The organism is Klebsiella sp. PK18 (assembly GCF_057784655.1).
This window is the reverse complement of the sequence record NZ_CM173493.1, coordinates 188,652-204,665: the sequence shown is the minus strand read 5'-3', so window position 1 is coordinate 204,665 and position 16,014 is coordinate 188,652. Positions and strand designations below refer to the sequence as shown.

At 57.5% G+C, this 16,014-nt stretch carries 15 protein-coding genes; 9 read left to right on the top strand and 6 right to left on the bottom strand.

Annotated features, from left to right (window positions below):
* Window positions 1-97: 97 nt before the first annotated feature.
* The 5 genes from AC3EMD_RS00980 (at window position 98) to ghrB (ending at window position 5,295) form a co-directional block, all read left to right on the top strand.
* Complete coding sequence (locus AC3EMD_RS00980; protein WP_008806891.1) at window positions 98-1,114, top strand: LacI family DNA-binding transcriptional regulator; 1,017 nt, start codon at window positions 98-100, stop codon at window positions 1,112-1,114.
* A 111-nt stretch (window positions 1,115-1,225) separates the two neighbouring features.
* Window positions 1,226-1,975 carry a sugar phosphate isomerase/epimerase family protein gene (locus tag AC3EMD_RS00975; protein WP_008806890.1) on the top strand — a complete coding sequence of 250 codons (750 nt, stop codon included), beginning with the start codon at window positions 1,226-1,228 and terminating at the stop codon, window positions 1,973-1,975.
* Between the two features lie 3 nt (window positions 1,976-1,978).
* The gene (locus tag AC3EMD_RS00970) at window positions 1,979-2,914 is read left to right on the top strand and encodes a sugar kinase (protein ID WP_117127138.1); all 936 of its coding nucleotides are present in this window, start codon (window positions 1,979-1,981) and stop codon (window positions 2,912-2,914) included.
* A 104-nt stretch (window positions 2,915-3,018) separates the two neighbouring features.
* Complete coding sequence (locus tag AC3EMD_RS00965; protein ID WP_008806888.1) at window positions 3,019-4,299, top strand: MFS transporter; 1,281 nt, start codon at window positions 3,019-3,021, stop codon at window positions 4,297-4,299.
* Window positions 4,300-4,323: 24 nt separating this feature from the next.
* Window positions 4,324-5,295: a glyoxylate/hydroxypyruvate reductase GhrB gene (ghrB, locus tag AC3EMD_RS00960; RefSeq protein WP_064180618.1), complete on the top strand. Its 972-nt coding sequence runs from the start codon at window positions 4,324-4,326 to the stop codon at window positions 5,293-5,295.
* A gap of 108 nt (window positions 5,296-5,403) precedes the next feature.
* On the opposite strand, the gene AC3EMD_RS00955 is transcribed toward ghrB, so the two are convergent.
* On the bottom strand, window positions 5,404-6,114 hold the full coding sequence (locus AC3EMD_RS00955) for a DUF3053 domain-containing protein (RefSeq protein WP_012540337.1): 711 nt from the start codon (window positions 6,112-6,114) through the stop codon (window positions 5,404-5,406).
* A gap of 441 nt (window positions 6,115-6,555) precedes the next feature.
* Between AC3EMD_RS00955 and AC3EMD_RS00950 the strand changes: the two genes are divergently transcribed.
* The 3 genes from AC3EMD_RS00950 (at window position 6,556) to cspE (ending at window position 8,912) form a co-directional block, all read left to right on the top strand.
* Window positions 6,556-7,911: an MFS transporter gene (locus AC3EMD_RS00950; RefSeq protein ID WP_023323379.1), complete on the top strand. Its 1,356-nt coding sequence runs from the start codon at window positions 6,556-6,558 to the stop codon at window positions 7,909-7,911.
* Between the two features lie 245 nt (window positions 7,912-8,156).
* Window positions 8,157-8,447, top strand: coding sequence for an HTH-type transcriptional regulator (locus tag AC3EMD_RS00945; RefSeq protein WP_002921931.1), 291 nt, complete (start codon window positions 8,157-8,159; stop codon window positions 8,445-8,447).
* Window positions 8,448-8,699: 252 nt separating this feature from the next.
* The gene (gene cspE, locus AC3EMD_RS00940) at window positions 8,700-8,912 is read left to right on the top strand and encodes a transcription antiterminator/RNA stability regulator CspE (protein ID WP_000014594.1); all 213 of its coding nucleotides are present in this window, start codon (window positions 8,700-8,702) and stop codon (window positions 8,910-8,912) included.
* A gap of 98 nt (window positions 8,913-9,010) precedes the next feature.
* On the opposite strand, the gene AC3EMD_RS00935 is transcribed toward cspE, so the two are convergent.
* The 5 genes from AC3EMD_RS00935 to AC3EMD_RS00915 form a co-directional block, all read right to left on the bottom strand.
* The gene (locus AC3EMD_RS00935) at window positions 9,011-10,630 is read right to left on the bottom strand and encodes an ATP-binding cassette domain-containing protein (RefSeq protein WP_302073888.1); all 1,620 of its coding nucleotides are present in this window, start codon (window positions 10,628-10,630) and stop codon (window positions 9,011-9,013) included.
* 301 nt (window positions 10,631-10,931) lie between these two features.
* Window positions 10,932-11,084: a type I toxin-antitoxin system toxin HokA gene (gene hokA / locus AC3EMD_RS00930; RefSeq protein ID WP_012967075.1), complete on the bottom strand. Its 153-nt coding sequence runs from the start codon at window positions 11,082-11,084 to the stop codon at window positions 10,932-10,934.
* 326 nt (window positions 11,085-11,410) lie between these two features.
* On the bottom strand, window positions 11,411-13,480 hold the full coding sequence (gene glyS, locus AC3EMD_RS00925; RefSeq protein WP_211743751.1) for a glycine--tRNA ligase subunit beta: 2,070 nt from the start codon (window positions 13,478-13,480) through the stop codon (window positions 11,411-11,413).
* A gap of 9 nt (window positions 13,481-13,489) precedes the next feature.
* Window positions 13,490-14,401, bottom strand: a complete 912-nt coding sequence (gene glyQ / locus AC3EMD_RS00920; RefSeq protein WP_004205014.1) for a glycine--tRNA ligase subunit alpha — start codon at window positions 14,399-14,401, stop codon at window positions 13,490-13,492.
* Between the two features lie 127 nt (window positions 14,402-14,528).
* On the bottom strand, window positions 14,529-14,828 hold the full coding sequence (locus tag AC3EMD_RS00915; protein WP_077598891.1) for a YsaB family lipoprotein: 300 nt from the start codon (window positions 14,826-14,828) through the stop codon (window positions 14,529-14,531).
* Between the two features lie 179 nt (window positions 14,829-15,007).
* On the opposite strand from AC3EMD_RS00915, the gene AC3EMD_RS00910 reads away from it, so the two are divergent.
* A complete protein-coding gene (locus tag AC3EMD_RS00910; RefSeq protein WP_032736527.1) occupies window positions 15,008-16,003 on the top strand; it encodes an acyltransferase in 996 nt (331 codons plus the stop codon).
* Window positions 16,004-16,014: the final 11 nt, after the last annotated feature.

Below are 16,014 nucleotides of genomic sequence, written 5' to 3'. Positions count from 1 at the left end.
CCTCATGTCGCCCGGCAGCCGCTCTGCCGGGCAAAATGCTTGATATCGCTATTTTTCGCGCTAAGGTGTTGGCAGATTTTCAGCAAAGGAAGCCACCATGGCGAAAGCGGCGCGTGCAACTATCAGCGATGTGGCGAAAGCCGCAAAGACCGGCAAAACCAGCATTTCACGTTATCTTAACGGCGAGAAGCATCTGCTTTCCGACGATCTGTTATCACGTATTGAAAAAGCCATTGCCGAACTCGACTACCGCCCCAGCCTGATGGCCCGCGGCCTCAAGCACGGCCGAACCCGCCTTATTGGCCTGATCATCGCCGATATCACCAACCCCTACTCGGTCAATGTCATGAGCGGCATTGAAGCGGCCTGCCGGGAAAAAGGCTTCACCCTGCTGGTGTGTAATACCAATAACGAGCTGGATCAGGAACTGCACTACCTGGACCTGCTGCGCAGCTACCAGGTGGAAGGCATCGTGGTCAACGCAGTCGGTATGCGGGAGGATGGCCTGAACCGCCTGCAGCAGTCGGCCCTGCCGATGGTGCTGATTGACCGTAAAATCCCCGACTTCGCCTGCGATGTGGTCGGGCTTGATAACGCCCAGGCCGCCACCACCGCCACCGAACACCTGGTGGAGAAAGGGTTTGAGGCCATCCTGTTTCTCAGCGAACCGCTGGGCTCGGTGAATACCCGCCGCGAGCGTCTGAGCGCTTTTCGCGCTACCCTCACTCGTCACCACGGCGTGGTGGCTGAAAACGCCGAAGTGCAGCTCAACGACGGCGCGATGATGGACAACGTCCTGCGCCAGTTCCACGCCCGTCACCGCGGGATGCGCAAAGCGGTCATCTCCGCCAACGGCGCCCTGACGCTGCAGGTGGCCCGCGCTCTGAAGCGCGTCGGCCTGATCTGGGGGAGCGATATCGGCCTGCTGGGCTTCGACGAACTGGAGTGGGCGGAGCTGGCTGGCGTCGGTATTACCACCCTCAAACAACCGACGTGGCAGATCGGCTACGCCGCGGTCGAACAGGTGATTCGGCGCATTGCCGGCACTAACGACCCCATCCGCGAGCGGGTCTTCTCCGGCGAGCTTATCGTCCGCGGATCAACCTCCCGTTAACGATCCTTCGTGATGCCGATCATAAATTAAACATCTCGCCCTTTCTTATGGAACCGATACCATCTAGCGTATTAAGGAGATTAAGCAACAAACGCCGGGAGTAAGAGCGCGATGGCCAGAAAAATTATTGTCGTTACCGCTGCGTATGGTAATGACCATGTTAAATCCTTAGGCGGCCAGGCCGCTGTCCTGCCGTTCATCGCCGACGCCGGTGCGGACGGTGTCGAAATCCGCCGCGAGCTGTGCAGCGCGGAAGAGCTCAACGCTCTGCCGTCGCTGGCGGCCACCATTGAGCGCCACGGCCTGCTGGCCTGCTACTCCGCGCCGCAGGCGCTGTTCGCCGATAACGGCGAGCTCAACCCGGAACTCCCGGCGCTGCTCGCGGAAGCGCAAACCCTTAACGCCCTGTGGCTAAAGCTCTCCCTTGGCCATTTCCTTCACAATCAGCAGTTGGATGAGCTGCGCGAGATCCTCCGCGATAGCGGCATGGCGTTGGTGGTAGAGAATGACCAGACCGACTGCGGCCAGCTGGCGCCGATGCAGCGCTTCAAAGCCGCCTGCCGGGTCCATCAGTTGCCGGTCACCTTAACGTTTGATATGGGCAACTGGCTGTGGGTCGGCGACTCGCCGGAAGAGGCGGCACGCCACCTTGCGCCGGCGGTCAGCTATATTCATGTGAAAGCGGCGGAGCCTCATCATGAGAAATTCCGCGCGGTACCGCCGGATCAGGCCGCCGATCGCTGGCTGGCCCTGCTCGATAATCTTCCTGCCGACGCGCCGCGTGGAATCGAGTTCCCGCTGACTGGCCATGACCTGACGGCCGTGACCCGCCGCTACGTCAACCTGTTACGCGAGGATTAAGCCGTGGAAAATTTAGATGTCATCACCATCGGCGAAGCCATGGCCATGTTTGTCGCCACCGAAACCGGCGATCTGGCCGAGGTGGAGCATTTCATGAAGCGTGTCGCCGGCGCCGAACTGAACGTTGCCACCGGCCTGGCGCGCCTGGGTCTGAAGGTCGGCTGGGTCAGCCGCGTCGGCAACGACAGCTTTGGCAGCTTCGTACTGCAATCGCTGGCGAAAGAGGGGATCGATAGCCACGCTGTCGCCATCGACAACCGCTTCGCTACCGGTTTCCAGATGAAATCGAAAGTCGAAAATGGAACCGATCCCATTGTGGAGTATTTCCGCAAAGGCTCTGCCGCCAGTCATCTGTCGCCGGACGATTTTCGCGCCGACTACTTCACCAGCGCCCGCCATCTGCACCTGAGCGGCGTGGCCGCCGCGCTCTCTGAAAGCTCATATGCGCTGCTGGAGCATGCGGCGAAGGTGATGAAAGCCGAGGGAAAAACCCTCTCTTTCGACCCTAATCTGCGCCCGGTGCTGTGGAAAAGCGAAGCCGAGATGGTGGAGAAACTCAACCGTCTCGCCTTCCAGGCTGACTGGGTTTTGCCAGGCTTAAAAGAGGGCGTGATTCTCACCGGCCAGCAGACCCCGGAAGGGATCGCCGATTTTTATCTCTCCCGCGGCGTCAAGGCGGTAGTCATTAAAACCGGCTGCGACGGCGCCTGGTTCAAGAGCGCCAGCGGCGAACAGGGAACGGTTGATGCCATTAAAGTCGAAAACGTCGTCGATACCGTCGGCGCCGGCGACGGCTTTGCCGTCGGGGTGATTAGCGCCCTGCTGGAAGGCAAAACCCTGCTTCAGGCGGTGAACCGTGGCAATAAAATCGGTTCGCTGGCGATTCAGGTCCAGGGCGACAGCGAGGGGCTCCCCACCCGCGATGCGCTGGGCGAATAACATTTATACGCAACAATAACAGCCGTCCTGTACCCTACCTGCAGCGCGGCACAGCAGCGTCCGTTTCGACGGACGGATGTCACCTCATTGACAGAGGCAAGCCTATGAATAGCTCAACAAATGCAACGAAACGCTGGTGGTACATCATGCCTATCGTGTTTATCACGTATAGCCTGGCGTACCTCGACCGTGCCAACTTCAGCTTCGCCTCCGCGGCAGGCATTACCGAAGACCTGGGCATCACCAAGGGGATCTCCTCCCTGCTGGGGGCCCTGTTCTTCCTCGGCTACTTCTTCTTCCAGATCCCCGGCGCTATCTATGCGGAGCGCCGCAGCGTTCGCAAACTGATCTTTATCTGCCTGATCCTCTGGGGCGGCTGCGCCTCGCTGACCGGTGTTGTGCATAATATCCCGGCGCTGGCGGCCATTCGCTTTATCCTCGGCGTCGTCGAAGCGGCGGTGATGCCGGCGATGCTGATCTATATCAGCAACTGGTTCACCAAATCAGAGCGCTCTCGCGCCAACACCTTCCTGATCCTCGGTAACCCGGTGACGGTCCTGTGGATGTCGGTGGTCTCCGGCTACCTGATTCAGGCCTTCGGCTGGCGGGAAATGTTCATCATCGAAGGGGTGCCGGCAGTGATCTGGGCCTTCTGCTGGTGGGTGCTGGTAAAAGACAAACCGTCGCAGGTTAACTGGCTGGCGGAGAGTGAAAAAGCCGCGCTGCAGGAACAACTGGATCGTGAACAGCAGGGCATCAAAGCGGTGCGTAACTATGGCGAAGCCTTCCGCTCCCGCAACGTGATCCTGCTCTGCGCGCAGTACTTTGCCTGGAGTATCGGCGTGTACGGTTTTGTACTGTGGCTGCCGTCGATTATCCGCAGCGGCGGTGAAAATATGGGGATGGTGGAAGTGGGCTGGCTCTCTTCGGTTCCGTACCTGGCGGCCACTATCGCCATGATCGTGGTCTCCTGGGCCTCCGATAAAATGCAGAACCGTAAGCTGTTCGTCTGGCCGCTGCTGCTGATTGGCGGACTGGCCTTCATCGGCTCCTGGGCGGTCGGCGCCAACCACTTCTGGGTGTCTTATACCCTGCTGGTGGTGGCCGGTGCGGCAATGTATGCGCCTTACGGCCCCTTCTTCGCCATTATTCCGGAAATGCTGCCGCGCAATGTCGCCGGGGGCGCCATGGCGCTGATCAACAGTATGGGCGCCCTGGGCTCCTTCTGCGGCTCGTGGTTTGTCGGCTACCTGAACGGTGCCACCGGCAGCCCCGCAGCCTCCTATATTTTTATGGGGGTGGCGCTTTTCGCCTCAGTATTGCTGACTTTGATTGTTAAGCCTGCTAATAATCAAAACATTCCGCTTGGCGCTCACCACGCCTGAACTATTTCTACTACGGAGATTCGCATGAAGCCGTCTGTCATTCTCTATAAAACGCTTCCCGACGACCTGCTACAGCGCCTGGAGGAGCACTTTTCCGTCACTCAGGTAAAAAACCTGCGGCCGGAGACCGTTTCGCAGCATGCAGAGGCCTTCGCCCAGGCTGAAGGCCTCCTGGGCTCCAGCGAAAAGGTTGACGCCGCGCTGCTGGAGAAGATGCCGAAGCTGCGTGCGACCTCTACCGTTTCCGTTGGCTATGACAACTTTGACGTCGAGGCGCTGAACGCTCGCCGGGTGCTGCTGATGCATACCCCGACCGTACTGACCGAGACCGTCGCCGATACGGTCATGGCGCTGGTGCTGAGCACCGCGCGCCGGGTAGTGGAAGTGGCGGAGCGCGTCAAAGCGGGCGAGTGGACGAAGAGCATTGGCCCGGACTGGTTCGGCAGCGACGTGCACCATAAAACCTTAGGTATCGTCGGCATGGGCCGCATCGGTATGGCGCTGGCGCAGCGCGCCCACTTCGGGTTCGGCATGCCGATCCTGTATAACGCGCGCCGCCAGCATCCGCAGGCGGAAGAGCGCTTCAACGCCCGCTATTGCGATCTCGATACCCTGCTGCAGGAAGCCGATTTCGTCTGCTTGATCCTGCCCCTGAGCGAAGAGACCCGTCATCTGTTCGGTCAGGCGCAGTTTGCCAAAATGAAATCTTCCGCCATCTTCATTAACGCCGGACGTGGCCCGGTGGTGGACGAGCAGGCGCTGATCGCTGCTCTGCAGGCGGGTGAAATTCATGCTGCCGGCCTTGATGTCTTCGAACACGAACCGCTGGCAAAAGACTCGCCGCTGTTAACCCTACCAAACGTTGTCGCGCTGCCGCATATCGGCTCTGCCACCCATGAGACGCGCTACAACATGGCGGCCTGCGCGGTGGACAACCTGATCGATGCCCTGAACGGTAATGTAGAGAAAAACTGCGTTAACCCGCAGGTCAAATAAGCCATAAAAAAACCCGGGTAGCGGCGGCAATCGCCCTCCCCGGGTTCTTTTTGCATCTTATCCATCATCCTGCTCGTTCGCCGCAGCCAACGTCAGCCAGATGAGACATTAACGGGTGGCGTTCACCGCTGCCGTCCATGCCTGATTAAACGCCTGATGCTGCGCCGCCAGCGGCCCAATCAGCGCATTGTACTGGCTGGCCTGCTGCGAGGTGGGGAACTGAATGCCGTTGGCCACAAAGCTCACCTGGGTCCCCTGCTGAGCGACAAAATCCCCCACCTGAACCAGCTGCTGGGTAAAGATTTGCGCGGCCGGGATCAGCGGCTGCAGCGCGTCAGCTGGCGCGGTCACGACCTTGGCGTAAACCTGATCGAAGACCGGCTTAAGATCGTCAGCCTGCTTCAGAGCGCTATGCGCGGCATCGGCCTGCATTTTCGCATTCTGCAGCTGCTGGCTGAGCACGCCCAGCGCGCCGTTCGCCTGACGCAGCGGCTCACGCTGGGTCATATAGTCCTGCGGGACGCGGATAGCATTGACGCTGTCCACCACCGGGCGCAGACCAGCGTCCATCGCCTGGCTCACCTGCTGCGAGTAACCGTAGATCACCGCGTAGTCAGAGACAAAAGGCCCAAACTGTTTTTTCTGATCGGCGGTCAGCGTCGGCAGACGTTCACCGCTACGCATCGCCGTATTCTGCAGGAAGTCGATAAACGCTTTGCGCTGATCGCCTTCTTTATCAAAACACCCACTCAGGCTAACCACCATCAATAAGGCCGCCATAGCCGCAAACCAGCGAGAGCAGGACTTTCCTGTCGCCATTTTTTTACTCCTTTCAGCCAAAAAAAGCGCACAACGACACACACGTGCCAGACGCTGACAAGGATAGTCCAGCTCGGCCTCGCAGGATACCCTTTACTGCTAATCTTACGCAGGAAAAACGCCATTTCGCACGCCATCGTCGCGGTGTAGAACGTCTGTTATGCACATCACAAATATAGTCATCACATTCTACGAGCGAAGTTTATATAACCATCTGATTTTTATGGCACTAAAAAAGTTTCCGTACGACGTGGCGTCCTAAAACGGACGATAATCGCACGCTTTGGCGCGCGCCTGCATTGCCTGCCCCCCACTTCAATGATTTGATGAATGAGCGATTAACGGCGATACGTTCGATTATCGCACAAATCAAACTCAATGACGCGAGGACGACGATAAAAACAGACCTCTGTCCCTCGCTCAGTCTGCCAGGAAAGCCGTATGACTAAGACAACCATCGACATTCAGGCCTTTATCAACGAGCACCCCTTCACCCGCTACCAGTGGATGATCCTTGCGCTCTGCTTTATCACCGTCGCGATGGACGGATTCGACACCGCGATCATCGGATTTATCGCCTCCGACCTGGTACAGGAATGGGGCGTGGAAAAATCGGCGCTCGGCCCGGTGATGAGCGCCGCGCTGGTGGGCCTGGCGGTCGGCGCCTTAACCGCGGGGCCGCTGGCTGACCGCATCGGCCGCAAAAAAGTGCTGATTATGTCGATCGTGGTGTTCGGCGGATTCAGCCTGCTTACCGCCTTCGCCACCAGCCTTAATCAGCTGACGCTGCTGCGTTTCCTGACCGGTCTCGGGCTCGGCGCGGCGATGCCGAATGCGGCCACCCTGATGAGCGAATATGCGCCGGAGCGCCGTCGGGCGCTGCTGGTGAACCTGATGTTCGTCGGCTTTCCGATGGGATCATCGCTGGGCGGCTTTTTATCCGCCTGGATGATCCCGCACTATGGCTGGCAGAGCGTGCTGGTGCTGGGCGGCGTGATGCCCCTCCTGCTGGCCGTAGCGTTAATTTTTCTGCTGCCGGAGTCTGCCCGCTATCTGGTGGTGAAGCAGCAGCCGGCGAAGCGCATTGCCGCCATCCTGAAACGCATTGCGCCGCTGCCGGAGGTGGTGGAATTTGAGCTGCGCGAAGCAGGCCAGGTGAAAGAGAAATCGGCCATCGGCGTCATTTTCTCCCCACGCTACGCGGTGGGTACCGTGATGTTGTGCCTGACCTACTTTATGGGCCTGCTGATTTTCTACCTCCTGACCAGCTGGCTGCCGCTGCTGATCCGCGAAACCGGCGCCTCGATGAGTCAGGCCTCCATCATCACCGCCCTGTTCCCGCTGGGCGGCGGGATTGGCGTACTGATCCTTGGCGCCCTGATGGACAAGATCAATCCCAACAAGGTGGTGGCCGTCGGCTGGTTGCTGACCGGCGTTTGCGTCTGCCTGGTGGGTTTCTCCACCAGCAGCCTGGTGCTGATGGGGGTGATGGTGTTTATCGCCGGTAGTATTATGAATGGCGCGCAGTCGTCGATGCCCGCGCTGGCGGCAGGCTTCTACCCGACGCAGGGGCGCGCCACCGGCGTCGCCTGGATGCTGGGTATCGGCCGCTTCGGCGGGATCCTCGGCGCGTTCAGCGGCGCCTTCCTGATGCAGGCGCAGCTCTCCTTTGAAACCATCTTCACTCTGCTGGCCATCCCGGCGTTCCTGTCAGCCCTCGCGCTGCTGATCAAATACCGGGTCAGTAAATCCGCGCCGGCGACGAAAGACGACGCGAGAGGTCTGCAGAAAGCCTGATTGTTAAGCCGGCGGCCCGCGCCGGCTTTGCCGCTTTTTTCTTATCCGTTTACAAAAATTTTCGAAGCCATCTCATCGCGTTAGTAATCATTCTCTTAGGCTCCACTGCCGTTTGGCTGCCGGGGCCGATTCGATAGCCTGTTGGCAAATAATCACGGACGTTACCATCCGCTGCACGATTTTCTGACTATTCTTAAAGAGCTTTATAAAAAATCTCTTCCGCTGTGTGATAAAAGGAGTTCTCAATGGAATATAAAGATCCCGTGTTTGAACTGCTGAGCAGCCTGGAACACATCGTATTTAAGGATGATAATCAGAAACTTACCTCAAACCGTAAGTCCACTGTGTTTAGTGAATTTGAGCAACTGCGTAAAGGCACTGGACTTAAGATTGACGACTTTGCCAACGTCATGGGCGTGAGCGTCGCCATGGTAAGAGAGTGGGAGTCGAGACGGGTTAGACCGTCTCCCACCGAGCTGAAATTGATGCGCCTGATTCAGGCCAATCCACAGCTTTCACGACAGTTACTCGATTAATCCAGCGCGCAGCGGCATGGGTCAGTAAGGGGGCTTTTGCCGCTGCACCGTAAAAAAAAGTTTGCTATCAGGTGCTGAACGTGCGTTAATGCTCGCAGGTTTGATGTACAGACCACAGAGCAGTCGAATAGAGCAGTCCTTCTAAGGTTATCCAAAGATACCCCCGTAGTGAACTTTCCCTTTATCGCTTTAAATCTGTAGTCCAGACCGCTACGCCGCAAGGCTCACTTATTTTTTTAAAGGTAATTCACTATGTCCGGTAAAATGACTGGTATCGTAAAATGGTTCAACGCTGACAAAGGCTTCGGCTTCATCACTCCTGACGATGGCTCTAAAGACGTGTTCGTACACTTCTCTGCTATCCAGAACGATGGCTACAAATCCCTGGACGAAGGTCAGAAAGTTTCCTTCACCATCGAAAGCGGCGCTAAAGGCCCGGCAGCTGGCAACGTAACTTCTCTGTAAGTTCAAGCCGCTAAGAATCGAGAATCCCTGCCTGATGGCGGGGATTTTTTTTATCTGTCGCCAACAGCCGCCAGCATACGATGGCGGCTGTTGGGCATTCAGAGCAGGGAAAAGTGCCAGCCCGTCTCCCGCCACGCCAGGCTATGGGTCAGCTTCAGACCGTGTAAAAAAGCCTCATCATGTGACACCACCAGCATCGCGCCTGGAAACGCCGCCAGCGCGCTTTCAATAGCCTGTGTCGATGCTAAATCGAGATGGTTGGTCGGCTCATCCAGCAAAAGCAGCTGAGCGGGATCGCGTCGCCAGAGCACGCACGCCAGGGCTGCTTTCAGACGCTCGCCGCCGCTGAGCGTCGCCAGCGGCAGAGTGACCTTATCCGCGCCAAGCTGGAGCTGCGCCAGACGGGTGCGCAGAAGGCCCTCATCCAGCGGGGTATCGTCCAGGCTCAGGTGCGCCATGACCGATAACGACAGATCCAGCTGCGTCAGATGTTGATCCAGATAAGCCGCGCTCACCGACAGCCGGACATCGCCTGAGAGGGCCTGCTCCAGCCCCAGCAGCGTTTTCAGCAAAGTGGTTTTGCCACAGCCGTTCGGTCCCTTTAGCGCAATACGCATCGGACCATCCATACGCCAGTCCAGCGGCGCAGCGGGTGAATGGGCGAGCTGCAATGCTTCCACCACCAGAACCTGCTTGCCGGCGGCCACTTCGCTACCCGGCAGGGTAAACATCACCGGATTGTCGTCTTCTACCCGCTCCCGTGCCTGCTGCACGGCGGCATTCAGACTGCTGTTCTGTTCACGATGCTGACGGCGCAGCGTTCCCGGGCGCTCTTTTGCCGCACCTTTGTACTTCACACGTTCAAACGAGGCGATATTTAGCGTATCAACGGTCCGCAGCGTCTGAGCCGAGCGCCGCTGGGCGGCGTCATGCTCCTTTTGCATTCGCGCGCGGGTGCGCCGTCGCTCGGTCACAGCATGCTCCAGCGCCGCGCGCGCAGCCTGCTGCTCCGCCATACGCTGGCGCTGATATTCATCATAGTTGCCGCCGTAGCTGTGCAGCGCCGTCGGCGTCAGCTCAATAATCCTCGGCATCCGCGTCAGTAACTCGCGGTCGTGGCTGGCGATCAGAGCCCCACCCTGCCAGCTTTCCAGTTGGTGATAGAGCCACTCCCGCCCCTGGCGGTCCAGATGGTTGGTGGGCTCATCCAGCAGCAGATAATCGGCGCCCGAGACGAAGGCGCCGCACAGCAGAGCCTTCATCCGCTCGCCGCCGCTGAGTGAAAAAGCGGGACGATCGGCAGAGAACGGCGGGAGAGCGGCTTCACGGAAAGCTAAACTCAGGCGATCGGGGAGATCCCAGTGGCCATCCAATAGATCGAAATCGGCAGCCAGCACTTGACCCTGTTCAAGGCGAGACAAGGCATCAAATATCGGCGCATAGCCCAGCAGCGCCGCGAGAGTCATCTCTGGCGTGACGTTCGGCTGCTGCGCCACCCAGGCAATAGAAGCCCCGCGCTCGATATAGCCGTCGGCGGGGGAATCCAGACCGGCCAGCAGACGTAGCAGACGCGTCTTACCAACGCCGTTACGGCCGACCAGGCCGCAAAGCGACGATTCCAGCGATAAATTCAGCGGACCAAAAAGCGTATCTCCCGTCGCAAACTGACAGGTGACCTGATGTAAAACAAAAGCGGGGATGTGGGCGCAATGAGCCATAAGCACTCCTGAATGAAATCAATACTCCCCTACCCGCAACATCTGCGAGGTAAGGCGTGAAATTCATCAGTCGTGTTTGTTCATTTGTGGGGAGCGCTCCGGTGAGACGAGGAATTCGTCGGGACATAGGATAGCCACACTCCGGTATGCGTTGCAAGCCTGTTTTATTCAACGATCGTGTAAAAATAAAAAGGCCTCCTGATATCAGGAGGCAAATGATTTATTTGGTGAACAATGAAAGGGTGCATTGAGAATGCCTGACACTGCAAGCATGGTGGGGATAGATCCCCACCAGATGCTCTTACTGTTTAATATCACAGGCTAAGAATGCCACCAGCTCAATATTTCCCTGCCTGAGCTGTAATTCACATAGCGAATCACGAACCATCCAGGTCAATAATAAAATAGTGAAGCAAATCACTACTAAGCCAAACAACAGATACTTTTGCGGCATTCCTCGCCTCCAGTGTTGATTTTCAACAAGTAAGAGGCTACTCTTATGGTGTTCATGCATAGGGGAGCCTCACTTTGATTACTATCAGGTGGGGCTTTTCTCTGTCTATCTCCCGCTGAATACCTGAGACACACAGTCTCAAGCACCCGCCGCCATTCTAGCGTAAATACCTCACGGAATTATGTTTATATATTCCTAAAACATTTCTTATCGATGAATGTAAATAATGGAGATATCAATGACAGAATTATTAACGGTTCATCTATTTATATTTCCCGTATAAAAAAACCTGCCCTGAGGCAGGTCTTTTATTATTACCGATACGCTTACTGCAGCAGAGAAATATCCGCGACCTGCAGGAACAGTTCACGCAGTTTGGACAGCAGCGTCAGACGGTTGATGCGAACATCTTTGTCTTCAGCGTTAACCATCACGTTCTCGAAGAATTCATCCACCGGCTCGCGCAGCGCAGCCAGCTCAATCAGCGCATCCTGATAACGGCCTGCGGCGAAATACGGCTGCAGTTTGTCGCGCAGCACCACCAGATTGCCCGCCAGCTTGATTTCCGCCGCTTCTTTCAGCACTGAAGCGTGAACGATGTCGTTCAGCGTCTCGTCGGATTTCGCGAGGATGTTGGAGACACGTTTGTTTGCCGCCGCCAGCGCGGAGGACTCTTCCAGGGTACGGAAGTGCGATACGGCTTTCATGCGCGCATCAAAATCCGCCGGGCGGGTTGGACGACGCGCCAGTACCGCCTGGATCGTGTCGACGCCGTAACCTTCGTCCTGATACCAGGCGCGGAAGCGGCCCAGCATAAAGTCGATCACATCATCAACCACGTTGGCGTTGGTCAGCTTCTCACCGTACAGACGCACCGCTTCTTCGGTCAGCGTTTGCAGATCGAGATTCAGGTTCTTCTCAACGATGATACGCAGCACGCCCAGCGCGGCGCGGCGCAGCGCAAACGGGTCTTTATCGCCTTTCGGATGCTGCCCGATACCAAAGATACCCGCCAGGGTGTCCATCTTATCGGCAATCGCCACCGCGCAGGCCACCGGGTTAGACGGCAGCGCGTCGCCGGCAAAGCGCGGCTGATACTGCTCGTTCAGCGCCACGGCCACGTCTTCCGCTTCGCCGTCATGGCGCGCGTAGTGCATCCCCATCACGCCCTGGGTGTCGGTGAACTCGAAGACCATGTTGGTCATCAGGTCGCACTTGGACAGCAGGCCCGCGCGGGTCGCATGGTTCACGTCAGCGCCAATCTGCCCGGCAATCCAGCCCGCCAGCGCCTGGATGCGATCGGTCTTGTCGCGCAGGGTCCCAAGTTGCTGTTGGAACAGCACGGTTTCCAGACGCGGCAGGTTATCTTCCAGACGTTTTTTACGGTCGGTGTTGAAGAAGAATTCAGCATCGGCCAGACGCGGACGAACCACCTTCTCGTTACCGGAGATGATCTGCTGCGGATCTTTGGACTCGATGTTGGCTACGAAGATAAAGTTCGGCAGCAGTTTGCCGGCATTGTCGTAGACCGGGAAGTACTTCTGGTCGCCCTTCATGGTGTAAACCAGCGCTTCGGACGGCACCGCGAGGAATTTTTCTTCGAACTTCGCCGTCAGCACCACCGGCCATTCCACCAGCGAGGTGACTTCTTCCAGCAGGCTTTCGCTCAGATCGGCTTGACCGCCAATCTTACGCGCCGCCTCTTCCGCATCGGCTTTGATTTTGGCTTTACGCTGTTCGTAATCGGCGATGACTTTACCGCGCTCCAGCAGGATCTGCGGGTACTGGTCGGCATGATCGATAGTGAACTCCGGCTCACCCATAAAGCGATGCCCGCGAATCACGCGATCGGACGGAATACCGAGGATAGTGGCCGGGATCACTTTGTCACCCAGCAGCAAAGTCACCGTGTGAACCGGACGCACGAAGTGGACGTCAGACGCGCCCCAGCGCATCAGTTTCGGGATCGGCAGCTTCGCCAGCGAGCTGGCAATCATGTTCGGCAGCAGCGCTTCAGTGCTTTCGCCCTTTACATGGGCGCGATACAGCAGCCACTCGCCTTTGTCGGTGGTCAGACGTTCGGCCTGATCGACGGTGATACCGCAGCCGCGCGCCCAGCCTTCGGCCGCTTTGCTTGGCTTGCCTTCGGCATCGAACGCCTGGGCAATAGCCGGGCCGCGTTTTTCCACTTCGCGATCGGCTTGCGCCGCCGCCAGGTTGGCTACCTTCAGCGCCAGACGACGCGGGGCGGCAAACCATTCCACTTTACCGTGTGCGAGGCCGGCATTACCCAGCTCCGCGGTCACGTTCGCAGCAAAAGATTCCGCCAGGCTGCGCAGCGCTTTTGGTGGCAGCTCTTCAGTGCCGATTTCCACCAGAAAAGTATTCTCAGACATGGCCGCCTCTTATTTATTCTTGTTGCACATCGGGAAGCCGAGCGCTTCACGGGAAGCGTAGTACGCTTCCGCCACTGCTTTAGTCAGGGTGCGAATGCGCAGAATATAGCGCTGACGCTCGGTGACGGAGATGGCTTTACGCGCATCCAGCAGGTTAAAGCTGTGAGCCGCTTTCAGAATACGTTCATAGGCCGGCAGCGGCAGCGGAGTCTCCAGCGCCAGCAGCTGCTGGGCCTCTTTCTCATACTGCTCAAAGCAGGAGAACAGGAAGTCGACGTCGGCGTATTCGAAGTTATAGGTGGACTGCTCCACTTCATTCTGGTGGAACACGTCGCCGTAAGTGGTTTTACCCAGCGGGCCATCGCTCCAGACCAGGTCATAAACGCTGTCCACGCCCTGGATGTACATCGCCAGACGCTCCAGACCGTAGGTGATCTCGCCGGTCACCGGCTTACACTCGAGGCCGCCCACCTGCTGGAAGTAGGTGAACTGCGTCACTTCCATGCCGTTGAGCCACACTTCCCAACCCAGACCCCAGGCGCCCAGCGTCGGGTTTTCCCAGTTGTCTTCGACAAAACGAATATCGTGAATGGTCGGGTCCATACCCAGCTCTTTCAGCGATCCGAGGTACAGCTCCTGAATGTTGTCCGGCGAGGGCTTAATCACCACCTGGAACTGATAGTAGTGCTGTAAACGGTTCGGGTTTTCGCCATAGCGGCCATCGGTTGGACGACGGGAAGGCTGCACGTAGGCGGTCGCCATTGGCTCCGGCCCTAACGCGCGCAGGCAGGTCATCGGGTGAGAGGTGCCGGCGCCGACTTCCATGTCCAGTGGTTGAACAATGGTGCAGCCCTGACGAGCCCAGTAATCCTGTAAGGTCAGGATCAGGCCCTGGAAGGTCCTGGTATCAAACTTTTGCATATGATTTCGTGCTGGATACGTGTGGATTTAAAGGAAGGAGTCAGTATACCCGCTGGCTGCGAGATATACAGTACGAAACGGCGTTGTTTCAGGAAAACGGACGAAATTTACGCCAGCCGGGGTCGATTCAGCGCATCGAAAGATGCATAAACTGGCCGTCCGGGTCAAAGGAACAGATGAAACGCTCATTCTTGCCGGTCCGCCCCGAAAGCTCATAGCTCGCCTGGAATTGTTCAAAATGGTTCACGTCAACGAGCTGCGTTTGCGTGTTGTAGCGAATAGCGGCCTGATCCTTGCAAAGCTGGGCCATATTGAGCGTCGTTTGCGGAGTAATGCGTGCGCGCTGCGCTTTTTGCGCCGGGGGAGAAATGGTCTCGCTGCAGCCCGCGAGGAGCAGCACCAGCATAACGGAAACAACACCTTTCACCACGTACTCCTCCACCGCCTTGTTAGCAAGTTGTTATCGTAAAGATTCAGTATTACAGGTATTTTGCGAATATCATAAAACCGCGACAAGTCTGTGACCGAAAACTCAGACTAATCTATTGCGACACCGGGACATAAGGCGGGTCAGACCTTATTTCGCCAGCAGACTTTGAGGGACTGATGCAAGAAAAGATACACTGGATCACCAACCTGCGCGGTATCGCCTGCATGATGGTGGTGATGATCCACAGTACCAGTTGGTATATCACTCATCCGCATGCCATCACCCTTATGGAATGGGACATCGCTAATCTGCTCAATTCCGCCTCCCGCGTCAGCGTGCCGCTGTTTTTTATGATCTCGGGATACCTGTTTTTTGGCGAGCGCAGCGCCCAGCCGCGCCATTTCTGGCGAATTGGTTTGTGCATTGCGTTCTATAGCGCGCTGTCTCTGCTGTATATCGCGCTGTTTACCCATATCAACGTCGAGCTATCGTTAAAGAATTTGCTGCAGAAGCCCGTCTTCTACCACCTGTGGTTTTTCTTTGCTATCACCGTCATCTACCTGCTCTCACCGCTGATTCAGGTTAAGTCCGTCAGCGGCAAAATGCTGCTGGCGCTGATGGCGATCCTCGGTATTCTGGCCAACCCCAATATGGTCAGCGTCAAAGCCGCCGGGATTGAGTGGCTGCCAGTCAACCTCTATATCAACGGCGATACCTTCTACTACGTGCTCTACGGCGTGCTGGGCAGAGCCATTGGCACCCTGGACACCGATAAAAAATGGCTGACCCCGCTCTGCGCCGCGCTGTTCATCGCCGCCGTGTGGGTTATCTCCCGCGGCACGCTGCATGAGCTGCGCTGGCGCGGAGACTTTGGCGACACCTGGTATCTCTACTGCGGGCCGGCGGTGTTCGTTTGCGCGGTCGCCCTGCTGACGCTGGCCAAAAACTGGCTTAACGCGCGTCCCCTGCCCGGTATCGCCTGCATTGCGCGACATTCACTGGGGATCTACGGTTTCCATGCCCTGATAGTGCATGCGCTGCGCGCCAGCCATCTGGAGCTGTCCCGCTGGCCGCTGCTGGACATTGTGTGGATATTTAGCGCCGCCCTGCTCGGCAGCCTGCTGCTGTCAGGCCTGGTGCAGCGGATTGATAGCCGCCGGCTGGTCAGCTAACGGTCCGCCAC

Bases quoted from the DNA above. Each gene is read 5' to 3' on its own strand.
- AC3EMD_RS00980 (WP_008806891.1), top strand. From the start codon at position 98: ATGGCGAAAGCGGCGCGTGCAACTATCAGCGATGTGGCGAAAGCCGCA.
- AC3EMD_RS00975 (WP_008806890.1), top strand. From the start codon at position 1,226: ATGGCCAGAAAAATTATTGTCGTTACCGCTGCGTATGGTAATGACCAT.
- AC3EMD_RS00965 (WP_008806888.1), top strand. From the start codon at position 3,019: ATGAATAGCTCAACAAATGCAACGAAACGCTGGTGGTACATCATGCCT.
- ghrB (WP_064180618.1), top strand. From the start codon at position 4,324: ATGAAGCCGTCTGTCATTCTCTATAAAACGCTTCCCGACGACCTGCTA.
- AC3EMD_RS00955 (WP_012540337.1), bottom strand. From the start codon at position 6,114: ATGGCGACAGGAAAGTCCTGCTCTCGCTGGTTTGCGGCTATGGCGGCC.
- AC3EMD_RS00950 (WP_023323379.1), top strand. From the start codon at position 6,556: ATGACTAAGACAACCATCGACATTCAGGCCTTTATCAACGAGCACCCC.
- AC3EMD_RS00945 (WP_002921931.1), top strand. From the start codon at position 8,157: ATGGAATATAAAGATCCCGTGTTTGAACTGCTGAGCAGCCTGGAACAC.
- cspE (WP_000014594.1), top strand. From the start codon at position 8,700: ATGTCCGGTAAAATGACTGGTATCGTAAAATGGTTCAACGCTGACAAA.
- AC3EMD_RS00935 (WP_302073888.1), bottom strand. From the start codon at position 10,630: ATGGCTCATTGCGCCCACATCCCCGCTTTTGTTTTACATCAGGTCACC.
- hokA (WP_012967075.1), bottom strand. From the start codon at position 11,084: ATGCCGCAAAAGTATCTGTTGTTTGGCTTAGTAGTGATTTGCTTCACT.
- glyS (WP_211743751.1), bottom strand. From the start codon at position 13,480: ATGTCTGAGAATACTTTTCTGGTGGAAATCGGCACTGAAGAGCTGCCA.
- glyQ (WP_004205014.1), bottom strand. From the start codon at position 14,401: ATGCAAAAGTTTGATACCAGGACCTTCCAGGGCCTGATCCTGACCTTA.
- AC3EMD_RS00910 (WP_032736527.1), top strand. From the start codon at position 15,008: ATGCAAGAAAAGATACACTGGATCACCAACCTGCGCGGTATCGCCTGC.